At 62.2% G+C, this 22,905-nt stretch carries 20 protein-coding genes and 2 pseudogenes; 15 read left to right on the top strand and 7 right to left on the bottom strand.

Annotated elements, in window-relative coordinates:
- Positions 1 to 25: 25 nt before the first annotated feature.
- Positions 26 to 403, top strand: a complete 378-nt coding sequence (locus N554_RS0110575) for an Hpt domain-containing protein (protein ID WP_029583438.1) — start codon at positions 26 to 28, stop codon at positions 401 to 403.
- 119 nt (positions 404 to 522) lie between these two features.
- Positions 523 to 843 (top strand): 2Fe-2S iron-sulfur cluster-binding protein, encoded by a 321-nt coding sequence (locus N554_RS0110570; RefSeq protein ID WP_029583437.1) that lies wholly within the window; start codon positions 523 to 525, stop codon positions 841 to 843.
- Between the two features lie 66 nt (positions 844 to 909).
- Here the strand turns inward: N554_RS0110570 and N554_RS0110565 are convergent, their stop codons facing one another.
- Positions 910 to 1,365 carry an acyl-CoA thioesterase gene (locus tag N554_RS0110565; protein WP_029583436.1) on the bottom strand — a complete coding sequence of 152 codons (456 nt, stop codon included), beginning with the start codon at positions 1,363 to 1,365 and terminating at the stop codon, positions 910 to 912.
- 157 nt (positions 1,366 to 1,522) lie between these two features.
- On the opposite strand from N554_RS0110565, the gene N554_RS0110560 reads away from it, so the two are divergent.
- Entirely contained in the window at positions 1,523 to 2,551 is a 1,029-nt protein-coding gene (locus tag N554_RS0110560) for an NAD(P)/FAD-dependent oxidoreductase (RefSeq protein WP_029583435.1), read from the top strand.
- Between the two features lie 187 nt (positions 2,552 to 2,738).
- Positions 2,739 to 3,359, top strand: a complete 621-nt coding sequence (locus tag N554_RS0110555; protein ID WP_029583434.1) for a DUF2147 domain-containing protein — start codon at positions 2,739 to 2,741, stop codon at positions 3,357 to 3,359.
- Here N554_RS0110555 and N554_RS0110550 read toward each other — a convergent pair.
- Both N554_RS0110550 and N554_RS0110545 read right to left on the bottom strand, forming a co-directional pair.
- Positions 3,356 to 5,341 (bottom strand): SGNH/GDSL hydrolase family protein, encoded by a 1,986-nt coding sequence (locus N554_RS0110550; protein ID WP_051677433.1) that lies wholly within the window; start codon positions 5,339 to 5,341, stop codon positions 3,356 to 3,358. The two genes, N554_RS0110555 and N554_RS0110550, sit on opposite strands and share 4 nt — an antisense overlap.
- Before the next feature lie 76 nt (positions 5,342 to 5,417).
- Positions 5,418 to 6,503 (bottom strand): lysylphosphatidylglycerol synthase transmembrane domain-containing protein, encoded by a 1,086-nt coding sequence (locus N554_RS0110545; RefSeq protein WP_029583432.1) that lies wholly within the window; start codon positions 6,501 to 6,503, stop codon positions 5,418 to 5,420.
- Positions 6,504 to 6,864: 361 nt separating this feature from the next.
- On the opposite strand from N554_RS0110545, the pseudogene N554_RS39800 reads away from it, so the two are divergent.
- A pseudogene (locus tag N554_RS39800) lies at positions 6,865 to 6,981 on the top strand (DUF892 family protein); the annotation flags it as partial.
- A gap of 145 nt (positions 6,982 to 7,126) precedes the next feature.
- Here the strand turns inward: N554_RS39800 and N554_RS0110535 are convergent.
- Positions 7,127 to 8,980, bottom strand: a complete 1,854-nt coding sequence (locus tag N554_RS0110535; protein WP_029583430.1) for an ABC transporter ATP-binding protein — start codon at positions 8,978 to 8,980, stop codon at positions 7,127 to 7,129.
- 196 nt (positions 8,981 to 9,176) lie between these two features.
- Between N554_RS0110535 and N554_RS0110530 the strand changes: the two genes are divergently transcribed.
- Entirely contained in the window at positions 9,177 to 10,595 is a 1,419-nt protein-coding gene (locus tag N554_RS0110530) for an MFS transporter (RefSeq protein WP_029583429.1), read from the top strand.
- Between the two features lie 4 nt (positions 10,596 to 10,599).
- Here the strand turns inward: N554_RS0110530 and N554_RS0110525 are convergent, their stop codons facing one another.
- On the bottom strand, positions 10,600 to 11,034 hold the full coding sequence (locus N554_RS0110525) for a hypothetical protein (RefSeq protein WP_029583428.1): 435 nt from the start codon (positions 11,032 to 11,034) through the stop codon (positions 10,600 to 10,602).
- A gap of 82 nt (positions 11,035 to 11,116) precedes the next feature.
- On the opposite strand from N554_RS0110525, the gene N554_RS0110520 reads away from it, so the two are divergent.
- From N554_RS0110520 to N554_RS0110510, 3 genes are all read left to right on the top strand, one after another.
- Entirely contained in the window at positions 11,117 to 11,551 is a 435-nt protein-coding gene (locus N554_RS0110520) for an anthrone oxygenase family protein (RefSeq protein WP_029583427.1), read from the top strand.
- A gap of 51 nt (positions 11,552 to 11,602) precedes the next feature.
- Positions 11,603 to 12,199: a hypothetical protein gene (locus N554_RS0110515; RefSeq protein WP_051677432.1), complete on the top strand. Its 597-nt coding sequence runs from the start codon at positions 11,603 to 11,605 to the stop codon at positions 12,197 to 12,199.
- Between the two features lie 102 nt (positions 12,200 to 12,301).
- Complete coding sequence (locus N554_RS0110510; RefSeq protein WP_029583425.1) at positions 12,302 to 12,892, top strand: YdcF family protein; 591 nt, start codon at positions 12,302 to 12,304, stop codon at positions 12,890 to 12,892.
- Positions 12,893 to 12,967: 75 nt separating this feature from the next.
- Here the strand turns inward: N554_RS0110510 and N554_RS0110505 are convergent, their stop codons facing one another.
- Together N554_RS0110505 and N554_RS0110495 are read right to left on the bottom strand one after the other, a co-directional pair.
- Entirely contained in the window at positions 12,968 to 13,393 is a 426-nt protein-coding gene (locus N554_RS0110505) for a universal stress protein (protein ID WP_029583424.1), read from the bottom strand.
- A gap of 162 nt (positions 13,394 to 13,555) precedes the next feature.
- Complete coding sequence (locus tag N554_RS0110495; RefSeq protein ID WP_029583423.1) at positions 13,556 to 14,098, bottom strand: SixA phosphatase family protein; 543 nt, start codon at positions 14,096 to 14,098, stop codon at positions 13,556 to 13,558.
- 96 nt (positions 14,099 to 14,194) lie between these two features.
- Here N554_RS0110495 and N554_RS0110490 point away from each other — a divergent pair, with 96 nt between their 5' ends.
- From N554_RS0110490 to N554_RS35655, 6 genes and pseudogenes are all read left to right on the top strand, one after another.
- Positions 14,195 to 15,622, top strand: a complete 1,428-nt coding sequence (locus N554_RS0110490; RefSeq protein ID WP_036052883.1) for an NAD(P)/FAD-dependent oxidoreductase — start codon at positions 14,195 to 14,197, stop codon at positions 15,620 to 15,622.
- 236 nt (positions 15,623 to 15,858) lie between these two features.
- Positions 15,859 to 16,359: a peptide-methionine (R)-S-oxide reductase MsrB gene (gene msrB, locus N554_RS0110485; RefSeq protein WP_029583421.1), complete on the top strand. Its 501-nt coding sequence runs from the start codon at positions 15,859 to 15,861 to the stop codon at positions 16,357 to 16,359.
- A gap of 192 nt (positions 16,360 to 16,551) precedes the next feature.
- Complete coding sequence (locus tag N554_RS0110480) at positions 16,552 to 18,393, top strand: flagellar hook-basal body complex protein (RefSeq protein WP_029583420.1); 1,842 nt, start codon at positions 16,552 to 16,554, stop codon at positions 18,391 to 18,393.
- Positions 18,394 to 18,431: 38 nt separating this feature from the next.
- Complete coding sequence (gene flgK, locus N554_RS0110475; RefSeq protein ID WP_029583419.1) at positions 18,432 to 20,303, top strand: flagellar hook-associated protein FlgK; 1,872 nt, start codon at positions 18,432 to 18,434, stop codon at positions 20,301 to 20,303.
- A 10-nt stretch (positions 20,304 to 20,313) separates the two neighbouring features.
- Complete coding sequence (locus N554_RS0110470; RefSeq protein WP_029583418.1) at positions 20,314 to 22,185, top strand: flagellar protein; 1,872 nt, start codon at positions 20,314 to 20,316, stop codon at positions 22,183 to 22,185.
- A gap of 453 nt (positions 22,186 to 22,638) precedes the next feature.
- A pseudogene (locus N554_RS35655) lies at positions 22,639 to 22,905 on the top strand (flagellar protein); the annotation flags it as partial.

The raw sequence follows: 22,905 nt of genomic DNA, 5'->3' as shown, positions 1-22,905 counted from the left end.
GGGACTGGGAAGATTTGGGTTAGCCATGCCGCTTCATCTCGAACGGATTGAATGGATGCCGTCGCCGCCGCTTGCTCCCGATGACGGTCCGATCGATATCGAACATCTCCGGCGCATGACGCTTGGCGATGTCCACCTCGAGCGCGAGGTGCTGGCGATGTTTTCGGCCCAGGCGGCGAGCCTGATGGGGACGCTTGCCAGCTTGGCCACCGACGCCGGCGCGCTGGCGCACACGCTGAAGGGTTCGGCGCGCGCGATTGGCGCGTTTCGCGTTGCCGATGCCGCTGGCCGCCTCGAAGCTGCAATACAGAACGGCGACAATCCGGCCCAAGCGCTCACCGAGCTCAATGAGGCGGTCGCGCAGGCGCGCATGACGATCGACGTGATCCTGCGCCGGTCCTGATTTCGCCCGCACCGCGCCTTGCCAAAGCGCGCCACAGGTTTTCGCGTCGGCCGCTGGCGCCGAGCGGACCGACCCGTTATACGACTGCCGGACCCTCAATCCCCGCAGCACGAGCAAACATGGCCAAAATTCACTTTGTCGACCATACCGGCGAAACCCGCACTATCGATGTCGAGAACGGCGCGACCGTGATGGAAGCGGCAATCCGCAATGCCATCCCGGGCATCGAAGCCGAATGCGGTGGCGCCTGCGCCTGTGCGACGTGCCATGTCTATGTCGATGAGGCCTGGCGCGAGAAGGTCGGCGCCCCGTCCCCGATGGAAGAAGACATGCTGGATTTCGGCTTCGATGTGCGGCCGAATTCGCGGCTGTCGTGCCAGATCAAGGTGACCGACGATCTCGACGGTCTCGTGGTTTCGACGCCGGAGCGGCAGGCTTAGACCGCTGCCAGACGAAAACTGGTGCCAGACGAATTCAGCCGTCGTGCCACGATGATTGCAGCGCCTTCACTTTCTATCTATTCCGCGGCGAAGCCAGCGCTGGAAATTGGCGATGATCTCGCCAGTCAGCGGCGTCGGTTTGCGCGTGCTCTCGTCGATCAGTACTGTCACTGATTGGGCCGACGCCACGCATCTGCCTTGCGAAAACACCACCTGATCGAACGTCACGGATGTTCGGCCGAACTTCGCAACCCCGAGACCCATTTCGATGGTGCCCGGCCACCGCAGCTCGGCACGGAAATGGATATCGAGGCGCACCAGCATCCAGCTCAGCCCCGGCGGTATCAGCCCGAAGCTGCGGTCCTTGACGAGCGTCACGCGGCCGGTTTCGAAATAGGTCGCATAAACCGCATTGTTGACGTGCTGATTGGGGTCGAGATCGGCAAAGCGCACATTGTCCGTCAGGCGGTAGGGAAAATCTTCCAGGCTTGGCGTTGAATCGAGACGAGCTGGTGCGTTCACGGGGACGGCCTCCGAACGTTTCATGCCCTTACAGCGCAGTTGTCGAATTGCGGCAAGGGGTTGCCGTGGTCACGGGCGGCATATAATGGCTTTCCTCTCTCCGCCGCCTTGGCTAGACAGGCCCAGCCAACGGGCTGTTCAACCGAAAAGAAGCGACATGAGCGAAGCGATCAAAACCGATGTGCTGATTATTGGCGCGGGCCCATGCGGACTGTTTGCCGTTTTCGAATTGGGCTTGCTCGATATGAAGGCGCATCTTGTCGATATTCTCGACAAGATCGGCGGCCAGTGCGCCGAACTCTATCCGGAGAAGCCGATCTACGACATTCCGGGCGTTCCCTTCGTCACCGGCCAGGGTCTGACCGACGCGCTGATGGAGCAGATCAAACCGTTCAATCCGACCTTCCATCTCAATGAGATGGTGGAGAAAATCGAGAAAGTCGGCGATCCAGCCTTCCGCGTCACCACCGATGCCGGCAAGGTCTTCGAATGCAAGGTGGTTGTGATTTCGGCCGGCGGCGGATCATTCCAGCCGAAACGACCGCCGGTGCCCGGTATCGAAGCCTATGAAGGCACCTCGGTGTTTTACTCCGTGCGCAAGATGGAGCAGTTTCGCGACAAGAATTTGCTGATCATCGGCGGCGGTGATTCCGCGCTGGACTGGACGCTCAACCTGCATCCGATCGCCAAGCGCGTGACGCTATTGCACCGGCGCGACGATTTCCGCGCCGCGCCGCACAGCGTCGAGCAGATGCGCGCGCTGGTGGCTTCCGAGAAAATGGAATTGAAGATCGGGCAGGTCACCGGACTTGAAGGCGAGGGCGGTATGCTCTCCAGCGCTACGGTCAAGGGCAACGACAACAGCATCTCAAAGGTCGCGTGCGACACCATGCTGCCGTTCTTCGGGTTGACCATGAAGCTCGGGCCGGTCGCGAACTGGAACATTGCGCTTGAGAACAATCTGGTGCCGGTCGAGACCGCGGCTTTCGAGACCAGTGTGCCCGGCATTTTTGCCATCGGCGACATCAACACCTATCCGGGCAAGCTGAAGCTGATCCTGTGCGGCTTCCACGAAGGCGCGCTGATGGCCCAGAAGGCGCACCGCTATGTCTATCCGGACAAGCGGTTGGTGTTCCAGTACACGACATCGTCGTCGAGCCTGCAAAAGAAGCTCGGGGTCAGCTGACCCCGCCCGTATTGCGGCTCGATGAGTTGCGGCGCGCTGTGCCGCAGCAGGCATTTTTCGTCAGCTTTGTGGCAGGTCCGGCCGCCTGGCGGCCGTCGATATTGCATCGCGCACTGGAACGATCCACGAAATGGCCTTAGGCTGGGGCTATTACTTTATGGATTGATGGATTGATCAGGTGGTGACGATGTGGACTGCCATATCCAGATTTCGGCTGGCGCTGCCGCTCCTAACTGGTCTCGTGCTGCTCGTCATGATGTCTCCGGGACAGGCGGTGGAGCCGTCAGCCGCCGGGCTGTGGCAGAAGATAGAGGACGGCAAGCCCGTGATCTGGGTTCTGGTGGTCGATCACGACGGCATCTTCGAAGGCGTGATCGCCAAGACGTTTCCGCTCCCCGGTGAAAAGGCCAACGTTTGCGCAAAGTGCACCGACGACCGCAAGGACGCGCCGGTACTCGGAATTTCGTTCATCAGGGACATGAAGCGTGACGGGCTGAAATATGAGGGCGGCAACGTTCTCGACCCGCGCGACGGCAAAATCTACAAAGCCAAGATGAGCGTCAGCCCCGACGGCCAGACGCTGACGATGCGCGGCTATTGGGGAATCTCGCTGCTCGGCAAGGATGAGACTTGGCACCGATTGCCGGACACATCGATCGCCACCCTCGATCCTGGCATCGTCGCGAAATATCTGCCGGCGCAGGCTGCCGCACAAGCCGCTGCGAACAAGCAGCCCCCGGCCGCAGCGGCCAAACCACCGGCTGCCGCGAAGAAGAGCAACGCACCCGTTACTGCGCCCGCGCGTTAGTATAGTCCGCCGGGTTGACCAGCTGGTCGTCGTTCATCCGGTGCGACCACGATGGGTGACGCCGGCTCTTGAATGACCTCAGGCACAGCGGCATCGAGCTGAAGCACCGAGGCGACTGCCGGCAAGGCTGCATCCGCCATCACGGCGTGACCTTCGGCGCTTGGATGCACCGCACCGCCATACACGGCCGAAAGAATACCCCAGGTCGCGTCATGGATGTCGGCGGGCTGACTGGAAGATGGCAGCCCCTGCGGATAGGACATCGCTGCAAAGTAGCTGTCATTGGCATCGCGGATCCAGCGCGCGCGCGGAAGATAGGCACGATATTCCCCGGCACTGCGGCCGCAAAGCATCGGCTGGTTCGCCGCCGTGACGATGTCCGGATCGAAGCTTTCGCCCTTGGGCGAAAAACACTCCCGATCGAATTCCGGATCGCTCGAGGCGCGGGCACAGAATCCGTGGTTCGCGAATGCCGCCTGATGGGCGTCGACGAAGGTCATTCGATCTGCGCGGGGATCGCGGCACAGCACGCCCGACTGGCACAAGGCGAGCGCTTTCAATTGCGGCAGGAATTCGTTCTCGACATAGCCCGAAACGTTGGCCAGCCGCTGCGGCTGCGCGTTGAAGGACGGATGAATATCGAAGCCGGCGCGTCCGCCAGGGCAGGGCGCGCCATCGGCGAGCGTCGGGTCGGCATAGGACACGTACACAACGCGCTGGAGGTCGCCGACCAGCGACTTCAGCGCTTCTCTGAGCTTGGCGAAACTTTGCGGCAGCTCCCGCGTCAATGCCGCGCGCGAATCGTCGATCGATCCCATCACGCCGGAACGCCTGAACAGCACGCGTTCGGTTGGCGTGTCTACGATCACATCCGCGACCAGCCCTGAAAAATTGATGTCATTGGCGCCGATCGACAGCAGGATCAGGTCGAGATTGCGTTCGGGCTGACGGCGTTTTGCAGCGGTGACGGCTTCGCGCAATTCGGCGAGCTGGGCGTTGACCGTGCCCTTGCAGCTGGCGCCTGATTTCGTCGGCGGGCACTCCCTTGCGCGTTGTGAACCGAACAGCCCATCGGGGATGGTGGCGCCGGTGCAGGCAAGCGGCAGATAGGTCACGGCAATGTGCGGATATTGCACCGCCATCGCCAGCGCGGTGCGGGTCTGATAGCTGTACAGCGAGCGGTGACAGGCGGAATTGAACCAGAGCGCGCTTTGACGCTGCCATACCTGCAGCGACTCAGGGGCTTCGCAGGCCCGTCCGCCTTTGTAGCCGGCGCGGCTCGGCCGGTAATATTGGGCAGCCGCGGTCCCCAGATAATAGCGGAAGCAAAAACCCTCATCGGATAATGCGATCGGCCGGTCCGGATTGCCTTCACCGGAGGCGACGCTGTCGCCGAGGCCGGCGATGAAGATATCGCGCACCATGATCTCGGTAGAGACACGCTGCGGCGCCTCGGGCCCCGAAGAAACCTCCACGGTAGCGATCGTAGGGCGGCCATAGCGCGCGCGGAGATTGACAGGTTCGGCGCAATCGAAAGCGGATTGCTGCGGCCCTTCGCCATCGTCGAACGACCAGGCGCAGGTAGCGCCGACCGGAATCTGGCCGGTCAAGCGCACGGTGATCGGATGGTCGGTCGGCGTCAGGTAGCTTTCCTTGACGTTGTCGCGGGTGCAAGGCTCGTTGACGCGGCCCGACAGGTCGATGCAGAGGCGGTTCACGGTATTGCGGGCCCAGCCGCGGCCGTCGCTCTGCAGCTCCAGTGCTTGCTCGGAAGCCAGAACGCTGCGGCCGCGGGCGCTGTCGGCATGGAGCAAGAAATCGCGTTCCTCGCGGAACAGCCGGAAGCGATTGCGAACCTCCCACGAAATCTGCATCGGGGCATTGATGGCGGTCTGCGCCGCCGCCCACTGCACCGGCAGGGCCGCCAGCGCTCCCGCCAGCAGCGCGGACGCGATTAACGAACGAAGGCTATTTCGGACCATGACGCCTTTGACGTTACAGTTGGGGCGGAAATATGAGAGATGCCCCAAAAAAGCCAGGAGCCCGGCGTGACGGTCGTTAGCCTCGCGCTTGGCGTTTCTTCACCGGTTGCGGCGTCTGCCGACTTTTCACCGCCTGCGGCACGGCGGAGGTCTGGAAGCCTCCGTTCAGCCTGCGGCGTTCCTGCCAGGGTTTCACCACGTTGAGCCAAAGCTCGCGCATTCCCATGATGCTGATCGCGGTGCCAAAAGGGACGAGGAAGTACAGAATCCGAAACACCACCAGCGTGGCCAGCAATTGTTCCCTGCCGAATTCCGGCAGCGCGACCAACATCGCGGCGTCGAATACGCCGATGGAGCCCGGCGCATGACTGGCGAATCCAAGCAGCGTGGCCAGAATGAACACCACCGCCAATGAAATGAAGTCGATGGCCGGCTGCGCCGGCATCAACAGATACATCGCCATCGCGCAGAATCCGAGATCGACAACGCCGATCAGGATTTGCAGCAGCGTCAGCCGCGCCGAGGGCAACACCACCTTCCAGCCGTTCTGCCCGAGCTCACGCCGACCGTCGCCCGAATTGAGCCAGACGAGATAGAAGATGATGGCGGCGATACCGCCGAGTGCAATCAGCCGATTGATCGCAGGCGGCAACTGATCCATCGCGGTGGCGGCCCACGGGTGCCAGGCCATTCCGATGCCGAGCACAAAGGTGTTGCCGAGCCAGAATGTCAGTCCCGAGAGGAAGCAGATTTTGGCGACGTCGATGGCGCTCAAGCCGTAGTCGGAATAGATCCGAAAGCGTATAGCGCCGCCGGTGAACACGGTGGCGCCAATGTTGTGGCCGATGGTGTAGCTCGTGAAGCTCGCCAGCGCCGCGATGCGGTACGGCACGTGTTTCTTGCCGATGGTCCGCAACGCGAAGAAATCATAGAACGTCAGCGTGCAGAATGCACCGATCACGCACAGAGCGGCGAGCGCGATATGGCCAGGCGGTATTTCGGTCAGCGCGATCAAGATCACGCCTGTATCGACTCCCCGGAGAGTGCGGACCAGTGTCGTGATCGCAAAGGCGATGATGAGCAGGCTCGCCGCGATCCCGAGCCGTTTCCAGCCGATCCATTTCTTGAAGCCACGCCCCAGCGCGGTCAGCAGTCCGTGCATTGATCCTCCCGGCAGGGCAGCAACAAGTTAGAAGCCTATCGAAACGATCGATGGCAAGCGGCGGCCAATTCGCTACACATGCGATGACCCATAAGGCAAAAACGTCGCGTTGTGCAATCCTTGACAACGCCAGCTTCGGCCTTCCGCCCGCGGCTGTCACACGCCGTACATATGTCTTTAATGCAGCAGATTCGAGTCTGGCATTGACTCGTCCAGCCGTTCCGCCCCTGGCAAGTTCCGATGTTCCCCCGGGACGTTTTCGCCCGCCGGCAGGAACAATCTCGCGATCAGCCGGTTAGCGGACGTATCAGCAATCGAACATCTCGGCGTGCCGGCGATGAACGGGCTGCGCCGTCGTGTTCCGGCGATCGACGGCATCATCGAGGAGGCCAATGAAACAGCCGGCGACGTCGCGGACAAAGCTGTGCTGGATGCGGCATTGATCAACGCTGCGCAGGCCGGCGAGCGCTGCCAGCTGATGTCGAGAGTCGAAACATTGAGACAAAACGTCGCGCGGAAGCCTCTGCGCGGCGTTTCGTCTTGTCGGCACCATTGCCGATTTAATTCCGAAGAGAGCGCCACCACACAGCGCGCCAAATCATCGAAGCAACACCCGTATCCGCTCAACGGTAGCCGGCAGCTTGAAGCTCGAACATCTCGGCGTAGTGACCGTCGTTGGCGAGCAGGGCTTGGTGCGTGCCGGATTCGATGATCTCGCCTTCTTCCAAAACGATGATGCGGTCGGCCATGCGCACGGTCGAGAAGCGGTGCGAGATCAGGAGCGTCGTTTTGCCGGCGCTGAGATCGCGGAAGCGCTGGAACACCTCATATTCGGAGCGGGCGTCGAGCGCCGATGTCGGCTCGTCGAGGACGAGGATGTCAGCATCGCGCATATAGGCCCGCGCGATCGCGATCTTCTGCCATTCCCCGCCCGACAGATCGATACCGTTGCTGAAGCGCCGGCCGAGCGGTTGCTCCAGGCCGAGCGGCAGTCGGTCGATGATGGTATCGGCAAGGCTGCGGTCGGCGGCCTGCTCGATCCGTTCGCGGTCGGCGGCCGCCTCGACGCGGCCCATCGCGATGTTTTCGGCGGCGGTGAAGTGGAAACGGACGAAATCCTGGAAGACGACCCCGATCCGGTTTCTCAATTCCTCAAGATCGTAGTCGCGCAGGTCGCGGCCATCGAGCAGGATGCGGCCCTCGGTTGGGTCGTAGAGCCTCGCCAGAAGCTTGACGATCGTTGTCTTGCCCGCGCCGTTCTCGCCGACCAGCGCCAGCACTTCTCCGACAGCGATTTCGAGGTTGAGATGGCGCACCGCCCAGCGTTCGGCGCCGGCGTAGCGAAAGCCGACATCCTCGAAGACGAAGCCCGAGCGGATCGGCTTCGGTACGGAAAGAGGATTGCACGGCGAGACGATGCGCGGCCGGACCTCGAAGAAGGAGAACAAGTCTTCGAGGTAGAGCGCCTGGCTCGCGATCTGCGAGAAGCCGAGTAAAAGTCCGTCGAGCAAGCTCTTGAGCCTGAGGAACGAGCCGACCAGGAATGTCATGTCGCCGAAGCTGAACTCGCCGACGATGGTGCGCCAGATAATGGCTGCATAGGCGATGTAGTAGGCGACGGTCCCGAGCGCCGCGAGCAGACCGCCCCAGATGGCGTGGCGGGTGGCGAGGCGGCGATTGTCGACGAACATGGTTTGGGCAAAGCGCCGGAACCGCTCGATCAGGAATCGATTGAGGCCGAAAAGCTTGACCTCTTTGGCGGTCTCGATGCTGGAGCCAAGATAACGCACATAATCGAGCTGCCGCCGCTCGGGCGTTCGGAAATAATCGAGCCGATAGCCAAGCGCGTTGAACTTGAGCTCGCCCAGCAGCGAAGGCACAAGCGCGACCAGCATCAGCAGGATCAACCCAGGCCAATAGGCCAAAAGGCCGATGATGAAGGAAAATGCAGTGAGGATATCCTGAATTTGACCGAAGACCTGACCGAGCAATGCAGCCCGTCCGGTGACCTGCCGTCGCGCGCGATCGAGTTGATCCTGCTGGTCGTCGCTCTCGAACTGCTCGAGATCGAGAGACGCAGCCTTTTCCATCAGCCGGATGCTGGCGAAATTGCTGTAGGTCTCGGCGAGCAGGCTGTCGAACAGCGAGCTTAGCCGACCGGAGAAATCCGCGATGACGGCAAGCCCGAGTTCGAGCGTTACGAGCCAGCCGACCCTGACCAGGCGACCGCTTTCAATCCACTCGGCCGGCGACCATGCCGGGTGCGGAAGGCGCGCCTCAGTCACCACCTCGTCGAGGATCAGCTTGCTGACATAGAGCACGAGCACTGGGACAACGGACCGGACGAGGCGCAACGCCAAGCTCGCGAGTGTCAGTGTCGGACTAGCGTCCCAGACGAGGCGGACGAACGTCGGCAGGTGACGCCACGCACCGATGCGTTCGCGGAAGGATTGAGGAGTGCGCAATGCGGCCACCATGCCCCATAGATGGGCGCTATCTCCCAATTGTTGAAGGCGCAGGCATCTGCCGGCAAGTTCTGGCGCGCCGCATGTCCGGGCGTGGAGCGCGGCCCGGTTCACGCCGGCGCAACACAAGAATACTTCGATCATGGACAAAGCATCTCAGTGAAACGGAGGCTTATGTGCTGCGTTGCCCTCCGAATTGAGGTGATCCATGCGAAGTACTTCTCTTAAGTTCCAATCCCGTCCGGATCCACGCGCAGCTTCGCGTTCGAAACGGATATCGGCCCGTTTGAACCTCTCAACGTCGCTGACGCTAGCGGCGATGAGCCTCGGCTACAGCGTGGTTCAACTCGACGTCACCATCGTCAACACCGCGCTCAACAGCATCGGCACGTCGCTCGGCGGTGGCGTTGCAGAGCTGCAGTGGGTCGTCAGCGCTTATACGATCGCATTTGCTGCATTCATCCTCACCGCAGGCGCGCTCGGAGACCGCATCGGCGCGAAGCGGGTTTTCATGGCGGGTTTTGCCATTTTCACCGCCGCGTCGGTCGCCTGCGCAATTGCGCCCCACGCGGCCATTCTGATTGCGGCGAGAGCCGTCCAGGGGCTTGGTGCCGCCATCCTGGTGCCGAACTCGCTTGCGTTGCTCAGCCACGCCTATCCGGACCAGAAGCAGCGCGGCCGGGCGGTGGGAATCTGGGCGGCGGGCGCCAGCCTTGCGCTGACCTCCGGGCCGTTGCTTGGCGGTGGACTGATCGCGCTGATCGGCTGGCGGTCGATCTTCCTCGTCAACCTGCCGATCGGTCTCGCCGGTCTGTGGCTGAGCTGGCGCTATGCCAGCGAAACTACGCGAACACCACAGCGCGAGATCGACTTTCCGGGCCAGATCGCGGCGACCGCAGCACTCGGTTGTCTCGCCGGCGCGATTATCGAAGGCGGCACGCTTGGCTGGAGCAATGCTTTCGTGATCGCGGGCTTCGCTGCATCGGCGGCGTTTGCGGTTTTGTTCGTTTTGCAGGAGCGGCGCGCGCCGCAACCGATGCTGCCGCTGTCGCTGTTCAGACATCGGCTGTTCGCGTTGACGTCGCTGGTCGGCCTGCTCGTTAACGTCGCCTTCTATGGGTTGATTTTTGTCTTCAGTCTGTACTTCCAGCGCGTCAATGGCCTATCGCCATTCGCGACCGGCCTGGCGTTCGTCCCGATGATGGGCGCGGTGCTGCCGGTCAACCTGCTGGCGGCGCGCGTCGCCGAGCGCATTGGCGCGCCCGCGACAATCGCCATCGGCGCCGCGCTGTCGGCATTCGGATGTCTTGCGCTCATCGGAATCGAGCCCGGCACCAGCTACTGGGAAATTGGGGCGCAGCTGACGATCATCGGCGGCGGTCTTGGCTTACTGGTGCCACCGCTGACATCGGCGCTATTGGGAAGCGTCGAGAAGTCACGTTCCGGCGTCGCCGCCGGCGTGCTCAACTCGACCCGCCAAACCGGCAGCGTGCTAGGTGTCGCGCTGTTCGGCTCACTGGCTGGTCAGCCAAGCACCTTCATGACGGGTGCGCACGGATCACTGGTCATCTCTGCCGGCCTTCTGCTCGCAGCCGGGGCGGCGATCTGGCGCGGCGTCCAGCGGTAACGGCTCAAGCCTTGCGCAGCGCAAAGTGCGCGCCGCAGAACGCCATCGCTGCGCCAAGGCACAGCGCGGCGAGACCCGCGAGCACGCCCGATATCGTCGGGATCGGACTGGGCGCGGAGGCTGCCTGGCCTGCGCTCGCCAGCACGAGCACACCGACCGCGATCAGGAACTGCCGCATCCGCTGCGGAATTTGCCCCGAAACTGCGCTGTCCATCAGCGTCGCCGTGAAATATCCCCCGCAGAAACCGACCGTCGCGATCAGCCACCACGCAACGGCTGCACCGGCCGGCATGAATTCGTGCTTAACGGATCGCCAGAGGCCGCCGAGATCGAGCCCATAGCGCGCCCCGAGCATGTGCACGGCAAGCGCCAGCAGCACTCCCGACACCATGGCGCCGGCGAGGATCAGGCGGCGCGGGAAATAGGTCGTCTCGGCCATGCTCCGCTTGTAAGATAAGGCGGCGCGGTCGCGCAAGCCGACGCGGTGATTTCGGCCGGTCTTTTCAAAGAGGGCTCATGGCATGACGTTCGGACTTCTCGCGCTGACGGCGGCCGCGATCTTCACGGGCGCCGCGCTTTACGTGAACGTCGCCGAGCAACCGGCGCGGCTAGGGCTGGACGATCGCGCGCTGCTCACGGAATGGAAGCCTTCCTACAAACGCGGGGCCGCGATGCAGGCGCCGCTCGCGCTAGTCGGCTTTCTGTTAGGATTGATCGCTTGGTGGCAGACCTCGCGTGCCGGCTTTTTGATCGGCGGAGTTGCGATAGTGGCGCCGTGGCCATGGACGCTGATCGGCATCAAACCCACCAACGATGCGCTGCTGGCGACCGAGCCTGAAAAGGCGGGGTCGTCAACGCGCGCGCTGGTCGTCAAATGGGGCGCACTCCACAGCGTGCGCACCGCATTGGGTGCGCTCGCCACCGTGGCATTTTTGTGGGCATGTAGTTCGCGCTAGGCGCGACCTTCAGATTCACGGGCGCGCGTCGTCCCATGCGAGGTCAGTACATTGCCTACGAAGATTGGATTGTCGACCGAGGCTCCCGCGGGCGTTCGCTACGCCTACAAGGCCTCGCTGATTGGAGCTGCGCATCAATTCAAGCTGATCGAGGAGGGGTTGTCATGGCAGGTCGGCAGCAAGTCCGGGGTTTGGCGCTACGCCGATATCGCGGCGATCCGACTGTCGTATCGGCCGGTGTCAATGCAGTCGCGGCGCTTTCGCGCCGACATCGAAAACGCGAACCGTCAGCGTATCACCATCCTCTCGACCAGCTGGCAAACCGTCACGTTGATGGCGCCGCAGGACCATGACTACCGCGCCTTCATCACGCGGTTGCATGAACGCATGCAGCAGGTTGGAACCAAGGCCAAGCTGATCGGCGGCATCGGGCCGAAACTTTATGCCGCCGGCATCATGTTTCTGGCGCTGGTAGGGATCGCGATCACGGGCCTGCTCGTTCGCGCGATGGCTACCGGCGAATTCGTAGGCGCATTATTTCTTGTCGGTTTCGCCGCATTGTTTGGCTGGCAGATTGGCGGCTTTATGCAGCGCAACAGGCCGCGGACCTATACGTTCGATCATTTGCCGAAGACGTTGCTGCCGTAGCTCTCTTCACCGCAATGATCAGCAATGATTTGTGACTTTCGCGGTAATGTCGGCACGCGGCATCGTGGCCACGGCTGTTTCGGCTGGGGCGCGAGGAGGAAAGTGGAGGACAGAAGCAAACGCTTGCCAACGGACGCCGAGATCGCAGAGATCAACGCAAGGCATCTGATCTCGACGCCCATAAAGCCTGCCGATCTTTTGTTCATGTTCGGCACGCGCGAAGACGTCGAGCGGCGTGTCGATGAAGCCTGCAGGCTTTGGCGCGAGGGCTTCTTTCGGTGGTCGATAGTGAGCGGGGGTCTGACCCCGGGTTCAGGGCTTTCCGAATGCGAGATCATCAAGACCGCAATGGTGGCCCGAGGAATTCCACCCGAACGCATCCTTGAAGAACACAGCGCGACCAACACCGGCGAGAACGTGGCGTTCTCGCTGCCGGTCATCGAAGCAGCACTCGGCCTTAAAAATGTCCGCAGCGTGATCTGCCTCGGCAACACCTGGACGGCGCGCCGCTACCCGATGACGCTGCATCGGTACTGGCCTGAGGTGGAGAAGATGCTGATCACCGTGGATAGTTTCGAAACGCCGCTCTCGTGTTGGCATACCGATCCTGTTTTCCGAGCCCGGATGCTCAACGAGTGGGACAAGATCGAGCCATACAAAGCCCAAGGATTTATCGCGGAGTGGCCTGTTTGAATTCGGGAGCCTGGCGCCGCCGTGCATCGTTGACGAGGCGCTCCGCCGCGTTCGGGGGCCGCGCATAACTTCATCCTAATGCCGCACCACCAGCACCGAACATTTGGCGTAGCGCACCACATGGCCGGCATTGGAGCCGAGAAAATAGGTCCGCATCGCCGGCCGGTGCGATGTCATCACGATCAGGTCGGCCTTCATCGCCGCGGCTTCTTCGAGAATCTCGTGATAGATGCCGCCCTGCCGCACCGCGGTGGAGATGCGCGGAGCATCGATACCGGATTCGCGCGCCACGATGGCGAGCGCCTCCTCGGAGGTCTGGCGCTGCTGGACATCGAAATCGGCGGGGACATACTCCGCCAGCATCACCGGCGTCATCGGCATCACGTTGAGAAGGCGCACCGTGCCGCTCCAGGTCTGCGACAGCGTTGCCGCCGTCGCAATCGCAGGCTTTGCCAGATCGGTATCGGCGAGATCGATCGGCACGAGAATGGATTTGAACATCTGCGCCTCCCTGTCCGACATCAATCTAGCACAAACAACGCAAATGCGCCCGCCTTAGAGCGCGATCAGCAACAGCGGAATCCGGTTTGCGTCCGATCGCGCTCTAAAATATTGAAATAGCGCATGATCTCCAAGACGCTCAGGCTTTTGGCGGATCATGCGCTAGTCATCCGAAGTTTGCTTCAGCAGCTTTGGGGTGACGAACAGCACCAGCCGCCCGCGACGGAATGCCACGTCGGCCCAGTCATTGACCGCAAAGTCGAGTACGGCAAGGCCCGATGTCGGCAGATTCTCGCCGAGCGCCTTGCGTCCGGCGGCGTCGCCGCTACCGGCAAACGCCAGTGCCAGTTCATGCATTCCCGGATTGTGCCCGACCAGCATCAACCGCTGCGGATCTGCTTCGGATGTGCTCCGGATGATTTGCCGGAGCTGCGGCGCGTCGGCGCCATAGAGTTCCGGCAGCAGCTCCACCTGCGGCTCCGGTGCAAGTCCTTTCATCGCCTCCCAGGCAATCTCCCAAGTCTGGTGCGCGCGGACCGCGTGCGAAACCAGCACCAGATCGGGAAAAGGCGGATGCCGACCGATCCAGCCGCCAACCTCCGCGGCGTCGCTGCGGCCGCGCTTGTCCAGGCGGCGGTCCCGATCGCGGCCTGAGGGCGCGTCGTGTTCGGTCTTGGCGTGACGCAGCAGCATCAAACGGCGCATGGCGCAATCTCGATTCGTTTCGGCCTCGCGGATTAATGTACAAGCTTGAGGCTCAGGCAAGGTGACAAGCGCCAGATCGGCCCGTAAGAAAACGACATGAGCGAGGCTTCCACCAGCACGACCAGCGGACCGGATACCGCGGCGCCACGAGAGCGCTTGCGCCTTTCGTTCGAAATGGATGTCGACATCTGCGTTGTCGGGGCGGGGCTTGCCGGTCTGACGGTAGCGCTCGAGGCGGCGCGGCTCGGTGCCAGCGTCGCCGTTCTCGAAGGCCGGCACGTCGGCTGGAATGCCTCCGGCCATCAGCTCGGTACGGTCATGCCGGGCTACGGCCTTCCGATCGGCGACTTGATCGCCCGCGTCGGTTTTGAGGACGCCCGCGAGCTCTGGGCGCTGTCGAAGAATGGCGCCGAATATGTTCGGGCCACCGCGTCTGAAGAATTGATACCGGGCATTGCCCTGAGCGAGGGGGCACTTCAGGTCTCCAACGTCGATGTCGGCGACCAGCTGATCAGTCGGTTGCAAATGCTCGGCGAGGATTTCGAAACCGAAGTGGAGGGATGGCAGGTCGATCGCGTGCGTGCCGAGCTCAAGACCGGCCGTTACTTCCACGGCGTATATTATCCGAAGGCGTTTCAGATCGACGGCCGCAAATACGTCCACGGCCTGGCGGAGCTGGCGAGGCACGCGGGGGCGCGGATTTTTGAGGACACGCCGGTCGTCAGCATCGATTCATCTGGTATTCGCAAGCGCATCGTCACGCCCTCAGCGCGGTTGCGCGCCTCGCATGTCGTGCTCGCCGGCAACGTGCATCTGGGCGCCACGTTGCGGCGGTTGTCGGAAACGCTGCTGCCGGTTTGGCGTTATGCCGCGGTGACCGCGCCGCTCGGCGAGCGCCTTGCCGAGGCAATAACGTTCACGGGATCGGTGAGCGATGCCGATGGCATCGATCATTTCCGGATTGTGGATGGCGACCGGCTGATGTGGGCGAGCCCGGAAACCACCTGGACCGCGCGGCCGGAGCGTTTTGGCGGCGCCATTCAACGGCGGATCCGCAGGATTTTTCCGCAGCTCGGACGGGTCGAGATTGCGGAGGTCTGGGGCGGTGCTGTTGGAGAAACCGTGCACGGCATGCCGCAGATCGGCCAGTTGCGTCGCGGGTTGTGGGTCACAAGCGGCTTCGGCCGCCAGGGTTTGAGCACCTCGGCGATGGCGGGGCAGCTGATCGCGCGCAGTATTCTCTGGGGCGACGACCGCTGGCGGCTGTTTTCGCCGTTCGAGCTGGTCTGGGCGGGCGGGGCAACCGGCCGGATCGCCGGATATGCCATCGGGATGTGGGGCCGCGGAAGTTCCGCCGCTGCCGGCGCGCTGGCGCGATACCGGGAACGTGCAAGGGGCCAGGAGCGCGTTCGCGAGGCGCGTCGGGCCGCAGCAAACCGCCAGGCCGGAACGCGGCCGCCGCGGCCTCGTCAGCCGCCGGGCCGGCCGTTGCCGGCGCGAGCGAGTGAAGGCGAGGGTGTGTAAGCCTTTCTTCGTGTCCCGTACGCGGCGCGGCGTTCTTCGCGCTGCTCCGCAGCACCGGGACCTGCGTGGCAGAGGTGTATGGCCCGGATCAGCCGCGTATCGCTGCACGCTGCCTGCATCCAGGGCACGGTACCTCGCAACAAAGTGAGAAAAATCCCTTCGGGTCGGTGTAACTTCCCCAGACGCGCCCCGTATTTCAAAGCGACCGAACTGTATCGCTTCGCACGGAGACCATCATGATTGACCGCCGTATCCTGCTCGCGTCTGTCGCCAGCCTGTTTGGCCTTGCAGCCTTCCGTTGGCTGCGAGCTTCGCCGGCAAACGCCGCGGAGAAATTCGAAATCGAAAAGACCGATGCGGAATGGCGCGCGCAGCTGACGCCGCAGCAATATGACATCCTGCGCAAGCATGGCACCGAGCGCCCGGGTTCGAGCCCGCTGTTGAAAGAACACCGCAAGGGCACCTTCGCCTGCGCCGGCTGCGACCTGCCGCTGTTCTCCTCGGACACCAAGTTCGAAAGCGGCACCGGCTGGCCGAGTTTCTATCAGCCGCTCGAGAACGCCATCGGCAAGACCGAAGACCGGACCTTTGGGATGTTGCGGACCGAAGTTCACTGCCGCCGCTGCGGCGGCCATCTCGGTCACGTTTTCGACGACGGGCCGAAGCCGACCGGACTGCGCTACTGCATCGACGGCTTTGCGCTGGTATTCCGTCCGGCCGCGCCGTCGGCGACCTGATTGTAGCTTGCGCCCGGCAATTGTTGCCCGCCCGGCAATTGTGCCCCGGTCTTTCGGACCGGGGTTTTTTATTTAAGTATCTGAAACATATAGGTTTTCTACTTTGGCATGGCGCTTGCGACAGTCTCCTGCGATTGCGGCCATGGTTTTGCAGATCGGTGGGCCGCCCGGATCGAATTTGGAGACGATGTTATGGGTATCTTTGATGCGCTCAATACTGCCGTGGCGGGTCTACAGGCCCAGTCCTTCGCACTTCAGAATATCTCCGGCAACATCGCGAATGCTCAGACCACCGGCTACAAGCGCATAGGCACCTCTTTCGTCGATCTGGTTCCGCAAGCGACGACCCCGGACCGGCAGGTCGCCGGCTCTGTCACCGCCTACGCGCGGTCCACCATTTCCTCGCAGGGAACGGTCTCGGCAGCGTCGGTCGCCACCTATATGGCGATCAACGGCGACGGATTCTTTTCGGTGCAAAAGGCCGTCGGGACCACCGACAATGTGCCGGTTTTCAGTGGCGTCACCAACTATACGCGTCGCGGCGATTTTCAGGTCAACGCCAACGGCAATCTCGTCAATGGTGCGGGTTATTACCTGATGGGCGTTGCGGTCGATCCCAAGACCGGAAACCCGCTTGGCAACGTTCCGCAGGTTCTGCAGTTCCAGAACAATTTCGTGCCGGCGCAGGCGACCAGCACCATCCAATACGCCGCAAACCTTCCGACCAAGCCGACAACGCCGGCAAGCACCACCGCGCCCGCCGGCTCGCTGTTGGGTGCGGGTGGCTTGAACCCCGCCGATTTCAGCCAAAATCCCTTGCCATTGGGCACGCCGGCAGCACCTTTCGGCGACGCTACCGCTACCGGCACCGCGGCCTCGAACAAGGCGGCACCGCCCGTTGCGATCACAGCAGCAACAACGTTGTCAGGAGCAGCCCCAAGCAATTCGCTGACGACGAATTTTGTGGCCGGCAACACCATCACGGTGAACGGCCAGGTTATCAACTTTGTGGATACCGGCTCCACCGCCGGAACCACCGCCATTGGCGTTGTTCCGATCAACATCGATATCAGTGACACGGTCGGGACCTTGCTTGCAAAGATAGGCGCCCTCACCGGCGTTCCGCCCACCATCGACCCCGCTACCGGCGCGATCACGTTGCACACGGGCACCGCGTCCAACCTCTCGATCACCAGTACGGCGCCGGCATTCGGAGCGCTCGGCTTCACATCCCCCACGAATGCCATACGCACGGGCGGCGGCACCGCCGGCACCGGTTTCGTTGTTGGCAACGACATTGACGCTTTTCAAAAGCAATCCATCAGCGGCGGCGCGGTAACAGCCTACAACGCGGCCGGAACGCCGGTCAACCTGCAACTGCGATGGGTCAAAACCGACAGCGCCACGCTGGGTACTCCGCATCAGGACAGCTGGAATCTTTTCTATCAGAGCGATCCTGCCGCGACTGGCGCCGAGGTCGGCTGGGTCAATATCGGAACAACCTTCACGTTCGCGCCCAATGGCTCGTTGACCAGCCCAACGGGCTCGGCGATCGCGCTCCCGAATGTGACCGTCAGCGGCCAGACGCTTGGCGACCTCAGCTTCAACGTCGGATCGGGCGGTCTGACCCAATTTGCCAGCACCGGCGGCGCCGCGACCATCAATACCATACAGCAGAACGGTTATGCGGCGGGTCAGCTTCAATCGGTTGCCATCAGCAACAGCGGTGTGGTCATCGGCACGTTTTCCAACGGCCAGAACATCAATCTCGCCGCAGTGACGCTGTCGCACTTCAACGGCACCAACTACCTCAAGAGCCTTGATGGCGGCGCCTACGGCGTCACCGATCAATCGGGGCCGGCAATTATCGGCGCCTCCGGTACGATCAGCGGCTCGTCGCTTGAAGGTTCGAACACCGACATTGCCGACGAGTTCACCAAGCTGATCGTGACGCAGCAAGCCTATTCCGCGAATACCAAAGTGATCACCACAGCCAACAGTATGGTTCAGGATCTCTTGAACGTGCTGCGTTGATAATTCAAGAGATCAACAGTTGATCCGAGGCGGCTAAAATGAGTTTGGGTTCTGCTCTCGCCACTGCGATGTCTGGTTTGCGCGCAAACCAGACAGCGCTTTCGATCGTTTCATCCAATGTCGCGAACTCGCAGACGCCCGGTTACGTCACCCGGCGGGTCAATCAGGTTCAGACACTTACCGGCGACGTTAGCGCCGGCGTCATCGTCACCGGCGTCAATCGCGAACTCAATCAGTTCGTTCAAACCCAATTGCGGTCTGAAATGTCCGGCGGCGCCTATGCCTACCAGACAGCGGACATTTTGAATCAGCTGCAATCCGTCTACGGAACTCCCGGAGGAGCCGGGTCCCTCGAAGCTGCCTATTCAAATTTTACGACCGCTCTGCAAGCGCTGTCGACGACCTCGGGCAGCTCAGCGGCGCGGATGTCGGCGGTGACGGCGGCGCAATCGCTGGCGCAGCAGCTCAACGCGACGACGCGAGGCATTCAAGCGCTACGTTCCAATGTCGAGCAGGACATCGGCATTTCGGTGAATCAGGCTAATGCCGCGATGACCCAGATCGCGCACATCAATGCGCGGCTCCAGGGAATGAGCGCGACCGATCCTGCCGCGCCGACGCTGATGGATCAGCGCGACCAAGCCATCGACCTGCTGTCGCAGCTGATGGATATCCGCGTCTCCACCGACAACACCAACCAGACTACCGTCTATACCACCAACGGCGTCGAGCTTGTCGGTGCCCAGGCCTCGACGCTGAACTTCAACTCGCGGGGAACCCTGGGCGCCAATTCGCAGTGGAACGCAGATCCGGCCAAGTCCTCCACCGGCACGATCACCATCACGCTCGCGAACGGCGCCGTCATCGATATGATCGGCACCAACTCGATCAGTTCCGGCCAGATCGCCGCAAATGTGGCGTTGCGCGACAAGACATTGGTCCAGGCGCAGGCGCAGATTGATCAGCTGGCAGCCTCGATGGCGAGCGCGCTGTCGGATAAGACCACCGCCGGCACGGTGGCGCCCGTCGCCGCGCCGCAGGCCGGCTTCGATCTCGATCTGTCGAATCTGTCGCCGGGCAACACCATCAATCTCACCTACACCGACGCGACCAATACGCGGCGCCAGGTCACGATCGTGCGCGTCGACGATCCGGCCGCACTTCCATTGCCGAATGGCGGGGCTGATCCGAACAATCGGGTAATCGGCGTCGATTTTTCGGGCGGAATGGCGTCGGTCGTCGCGCAACTGAACGCCGCCCTCGGCCCGACCAATTTGCAATTTTCGAATCCGGCCGGGTCGACGCTGCGCGCAATCGACAACGGCACCAACACGGCGAAGCTGAATGCGGCCTCGGTTACGACGACCGTCTCAGCGCTTGCAAGCGGCGACGTTCAGCTCCCGCTATTTACCGACGGAAATTCCTTGTACACGGGTTCGATTACGCGCGACGGCACGCAACAGACCGGATTGGCGGGACGTATAACGGTCAACGCCGCGCTGCTCGCCGATCCTTCGAAAATGACCGTCTACAACACCTCGCCCCCCACCAACGCCGGCGATACCAAGCGTTCGGACTTTCTCTACTCTCAGCTGACGACAGGCACGTTCACTTACTCGCCTCAGACCGGCCTCGGCACCGCCGCAACGCCGTTAAAGGCGACGCTGTCTTCTTTCATGCAGCAGTTCCTGAGCCAGCAGAGCAACGCGGCGACGTCGGCGAGCCAACTTCAGCAGGGTCAGGACGTCGTCGTCAATGCGCTGCAGGAGAAACTCAAATGCGGCTCCGGCGTCAACATCGACGCCGAGATGGCGAGCCTGATTTCGCTGCAGAATAACTATGCTGCCAACGCTCACGTGATGTCTGTGGTTCAGGCGATGATGGCGAGCTTGATGCAAATCCAGCAGTAAGGCGATCGATATGGCAATCAATAGCGTCAGTTATAATTCCACTCTTCTCAATCAGTCGATGCTGAACCTCCGCAATCAGATGACGACGCTTACGACCCAGCTGACGACCGGGAAAAAATCGACGTCCTATGCGGGAATGGGCGTCAACGAGGGATTTGCCATCGCATCGCGGTCGCAACTGGCGAACATTTCCGCGTTCGGCGATACGATGAGCAATGTCAAAGTCAATATCAGCATTGCCAATACGGCGCTGCAGGCGATGGTCGACATCGGAACGACCGTTAAGAACAGCGCGAGCAATACGCAGCAAGAGCTAAACAGCACGGGGCAGACCATCGCTCAGCAGACCACGGCGTCTCAGCTGTCTGCGATGCTTACAGTTCTCAACATGCAGGCGGGCGACCGCTATCTGTTTTCGGGCGGCGCCATCAACACGCCGGCGGTCGCCACGATGGACGTTATCCTCAATGGCACTACCACGCAGGCCGGATTGAAGACGGTGATTTCCGAACGCCGGCAGGCCGACCTCGGGGCCACCGGTCTCGGGCGCCTCGTCATTACTTCCCCGACGGCTACCTCGCTGCAAGTGACGGAAGATGTCGCCGGCTCCCCGTTCGGCCTGAAGCTGAGCGCGATCTCATCGTCGCTAACCGGCGCGACCGTAACCGGCCCTGCCGGAACACCATCGGCTGTGTCGATCGACCTCGGCGCCACCAATCCCAACGACGGGGAGAAGGTGAGCTTTGCGTTCAAGCTGCCCGACGGTACGACTGAATCGATTGAGCTGACAGCCTCAAGCGCTACGCCGCCGCCGGCCGGAAGCTTTGCCATCGGCGCGACTTCCACAGCGACCGCCGCCAATCTGAACGCGGCGCTGAACACGGCGGTCGGGAAGCTTGCCAACACCTCGCTCGTCGCCGCGTCCGCAATTCAGGCCGGCAATGATTTTTTCAATTCGGCCGGTACCGCCACAGGAGGCGTGGTCAACAACAAGGCTGCGGTTCCTGCGCCGATCAGCGGCGCGACGCTGTTGTCCGGTGCCCCGAACACCGATTCGCTGGCCGCCAATTTCGTGGCCGGCGATACCATCACGGTGAACGGCACGCCGATCACTTTTGTCGCCGCCGGCGCGACCGGCAACCAGCTCAACGTCACCGACAGCGTCCAGGCGCTGTTGACAAAAATCGACACGATCACCGGCACCTCGACCCCATCCACCATCAGCGGCGGGGTGATCACGCTGCACACCGATGACGCCGCGAATCTGGCGGTGACGAGTTCCAACCCAGCCGCGTTCGCGGCGCTCGGCTTTGGCGCCACCGCGACAGCGACCGTGCCGCCGCTGCGGGTCGGCGGCTCCCCGTTGGGCACGGCGACGTCGCTTATCAGCGGCACGCCGGCGAATACGATCTCCTGGTACACCGGCGAAGCCGGTCCCGGATCGGCTCGCGCAACGGCGACGGCGCGCGTCGATCAATCGGTAACCGTGCAGTACGGCGCGCGTGCCAACGAGCGGGCCATTCGTTCGCAGGTTCAAACGCTGGCCGTTTTCGCAGCCGTCACGACCTTGGCCTCGGATCCAAATGCGGCCGGGCAGGTTCAGGAACTTAGCCTGCGGGTAGCGCAAAATCTTTTGCCGCAACCCGGACAGCAAAAAATCACGGACATTCAGTCGGATTTGGCTACAGCGCAGCAGGCGGTGAAGGACGCCACTTCCCGGCAAACAACAACCAAGGCAATGCTGCAGAACATCGTCGACCAGACCGAGGGCGTTTCTCCGGAACTGGTGGCCAGCCAGATCTTGGCGGTGCAGGCCAGCCTGCAGGCATCCTACCAGACCACCGCGATGCTTGCTCAGCTCACCCTGACCAAGTTCCTCTAACGGCGGGAACACCGGCGTTAGGTTTCATTAGCTGCGTCTATTTACTGTTTGGTGAGGAATGCAGGCAACGTCCGCGCTTCCTCCCGAGAGCCTGACCGAAAAAGCCGCGAGCGGCCTGATGACGGGCTCCGCGCCGTCGCGACCGGGCGACGTCGGCTGCAGCTAACCGAAGCACTTCGGCATTCGACGGTGCGAGGCGCCATCAGGTGCGCTGTGGCCCGATGAGCCCGTTCGCATTTGCTTGAGACCTGGACGTCCGTTGGTCCCGTTTGGCTGCCCCATCGCTTCAGCTTTGAGCGGTCATCTTCATCCTTTTTTTAGCATAACTTTGGAACCGGCGCGGTATCCCCGTATGTCGCGTTTCAATTCATTTTTCATTGATCATTTGGTTTCAGGGTCCCCGGGCTCGGCCAAGAAGGCCGACAGTTGCGTAACACCAGAAAGGTTGTTCAAATGGCTCTCTCTAACATCACGCTTACTGCCTCGGTCCGCCAGAACCTGCTCTCGCTGCAGGGCACCGCGGACCTGCTCTCGACCACGCAGACCCGCCTCGCCACCGGCAAGAAGGTCAACAGCGCGCTCGACAATCCGACCAACTTCTTCACCGCCGCCAGCCTCGACGCCCGCGCCGGCGACATCAGCAACCTCCTCGACAGCATCGGCAACGGCGTCCAGGTTTTGCAGGCCGCCGACAAGGGCATCACTGCGCTGTCAAAGCTG

Source organism: Bradyrhizobium sp. URHD0069, from assembly GCF_000701345.1.
Classification (GTDB): domain Bacteria; phylum Pseudomonadota; class Alphaproteobacteria; order Rhizobiales; family Xanthobacteraceae; genus Bradyrhizobium.
This window is presented reverse-complemented; position numbering and strand designations above follow the sequence as displayed.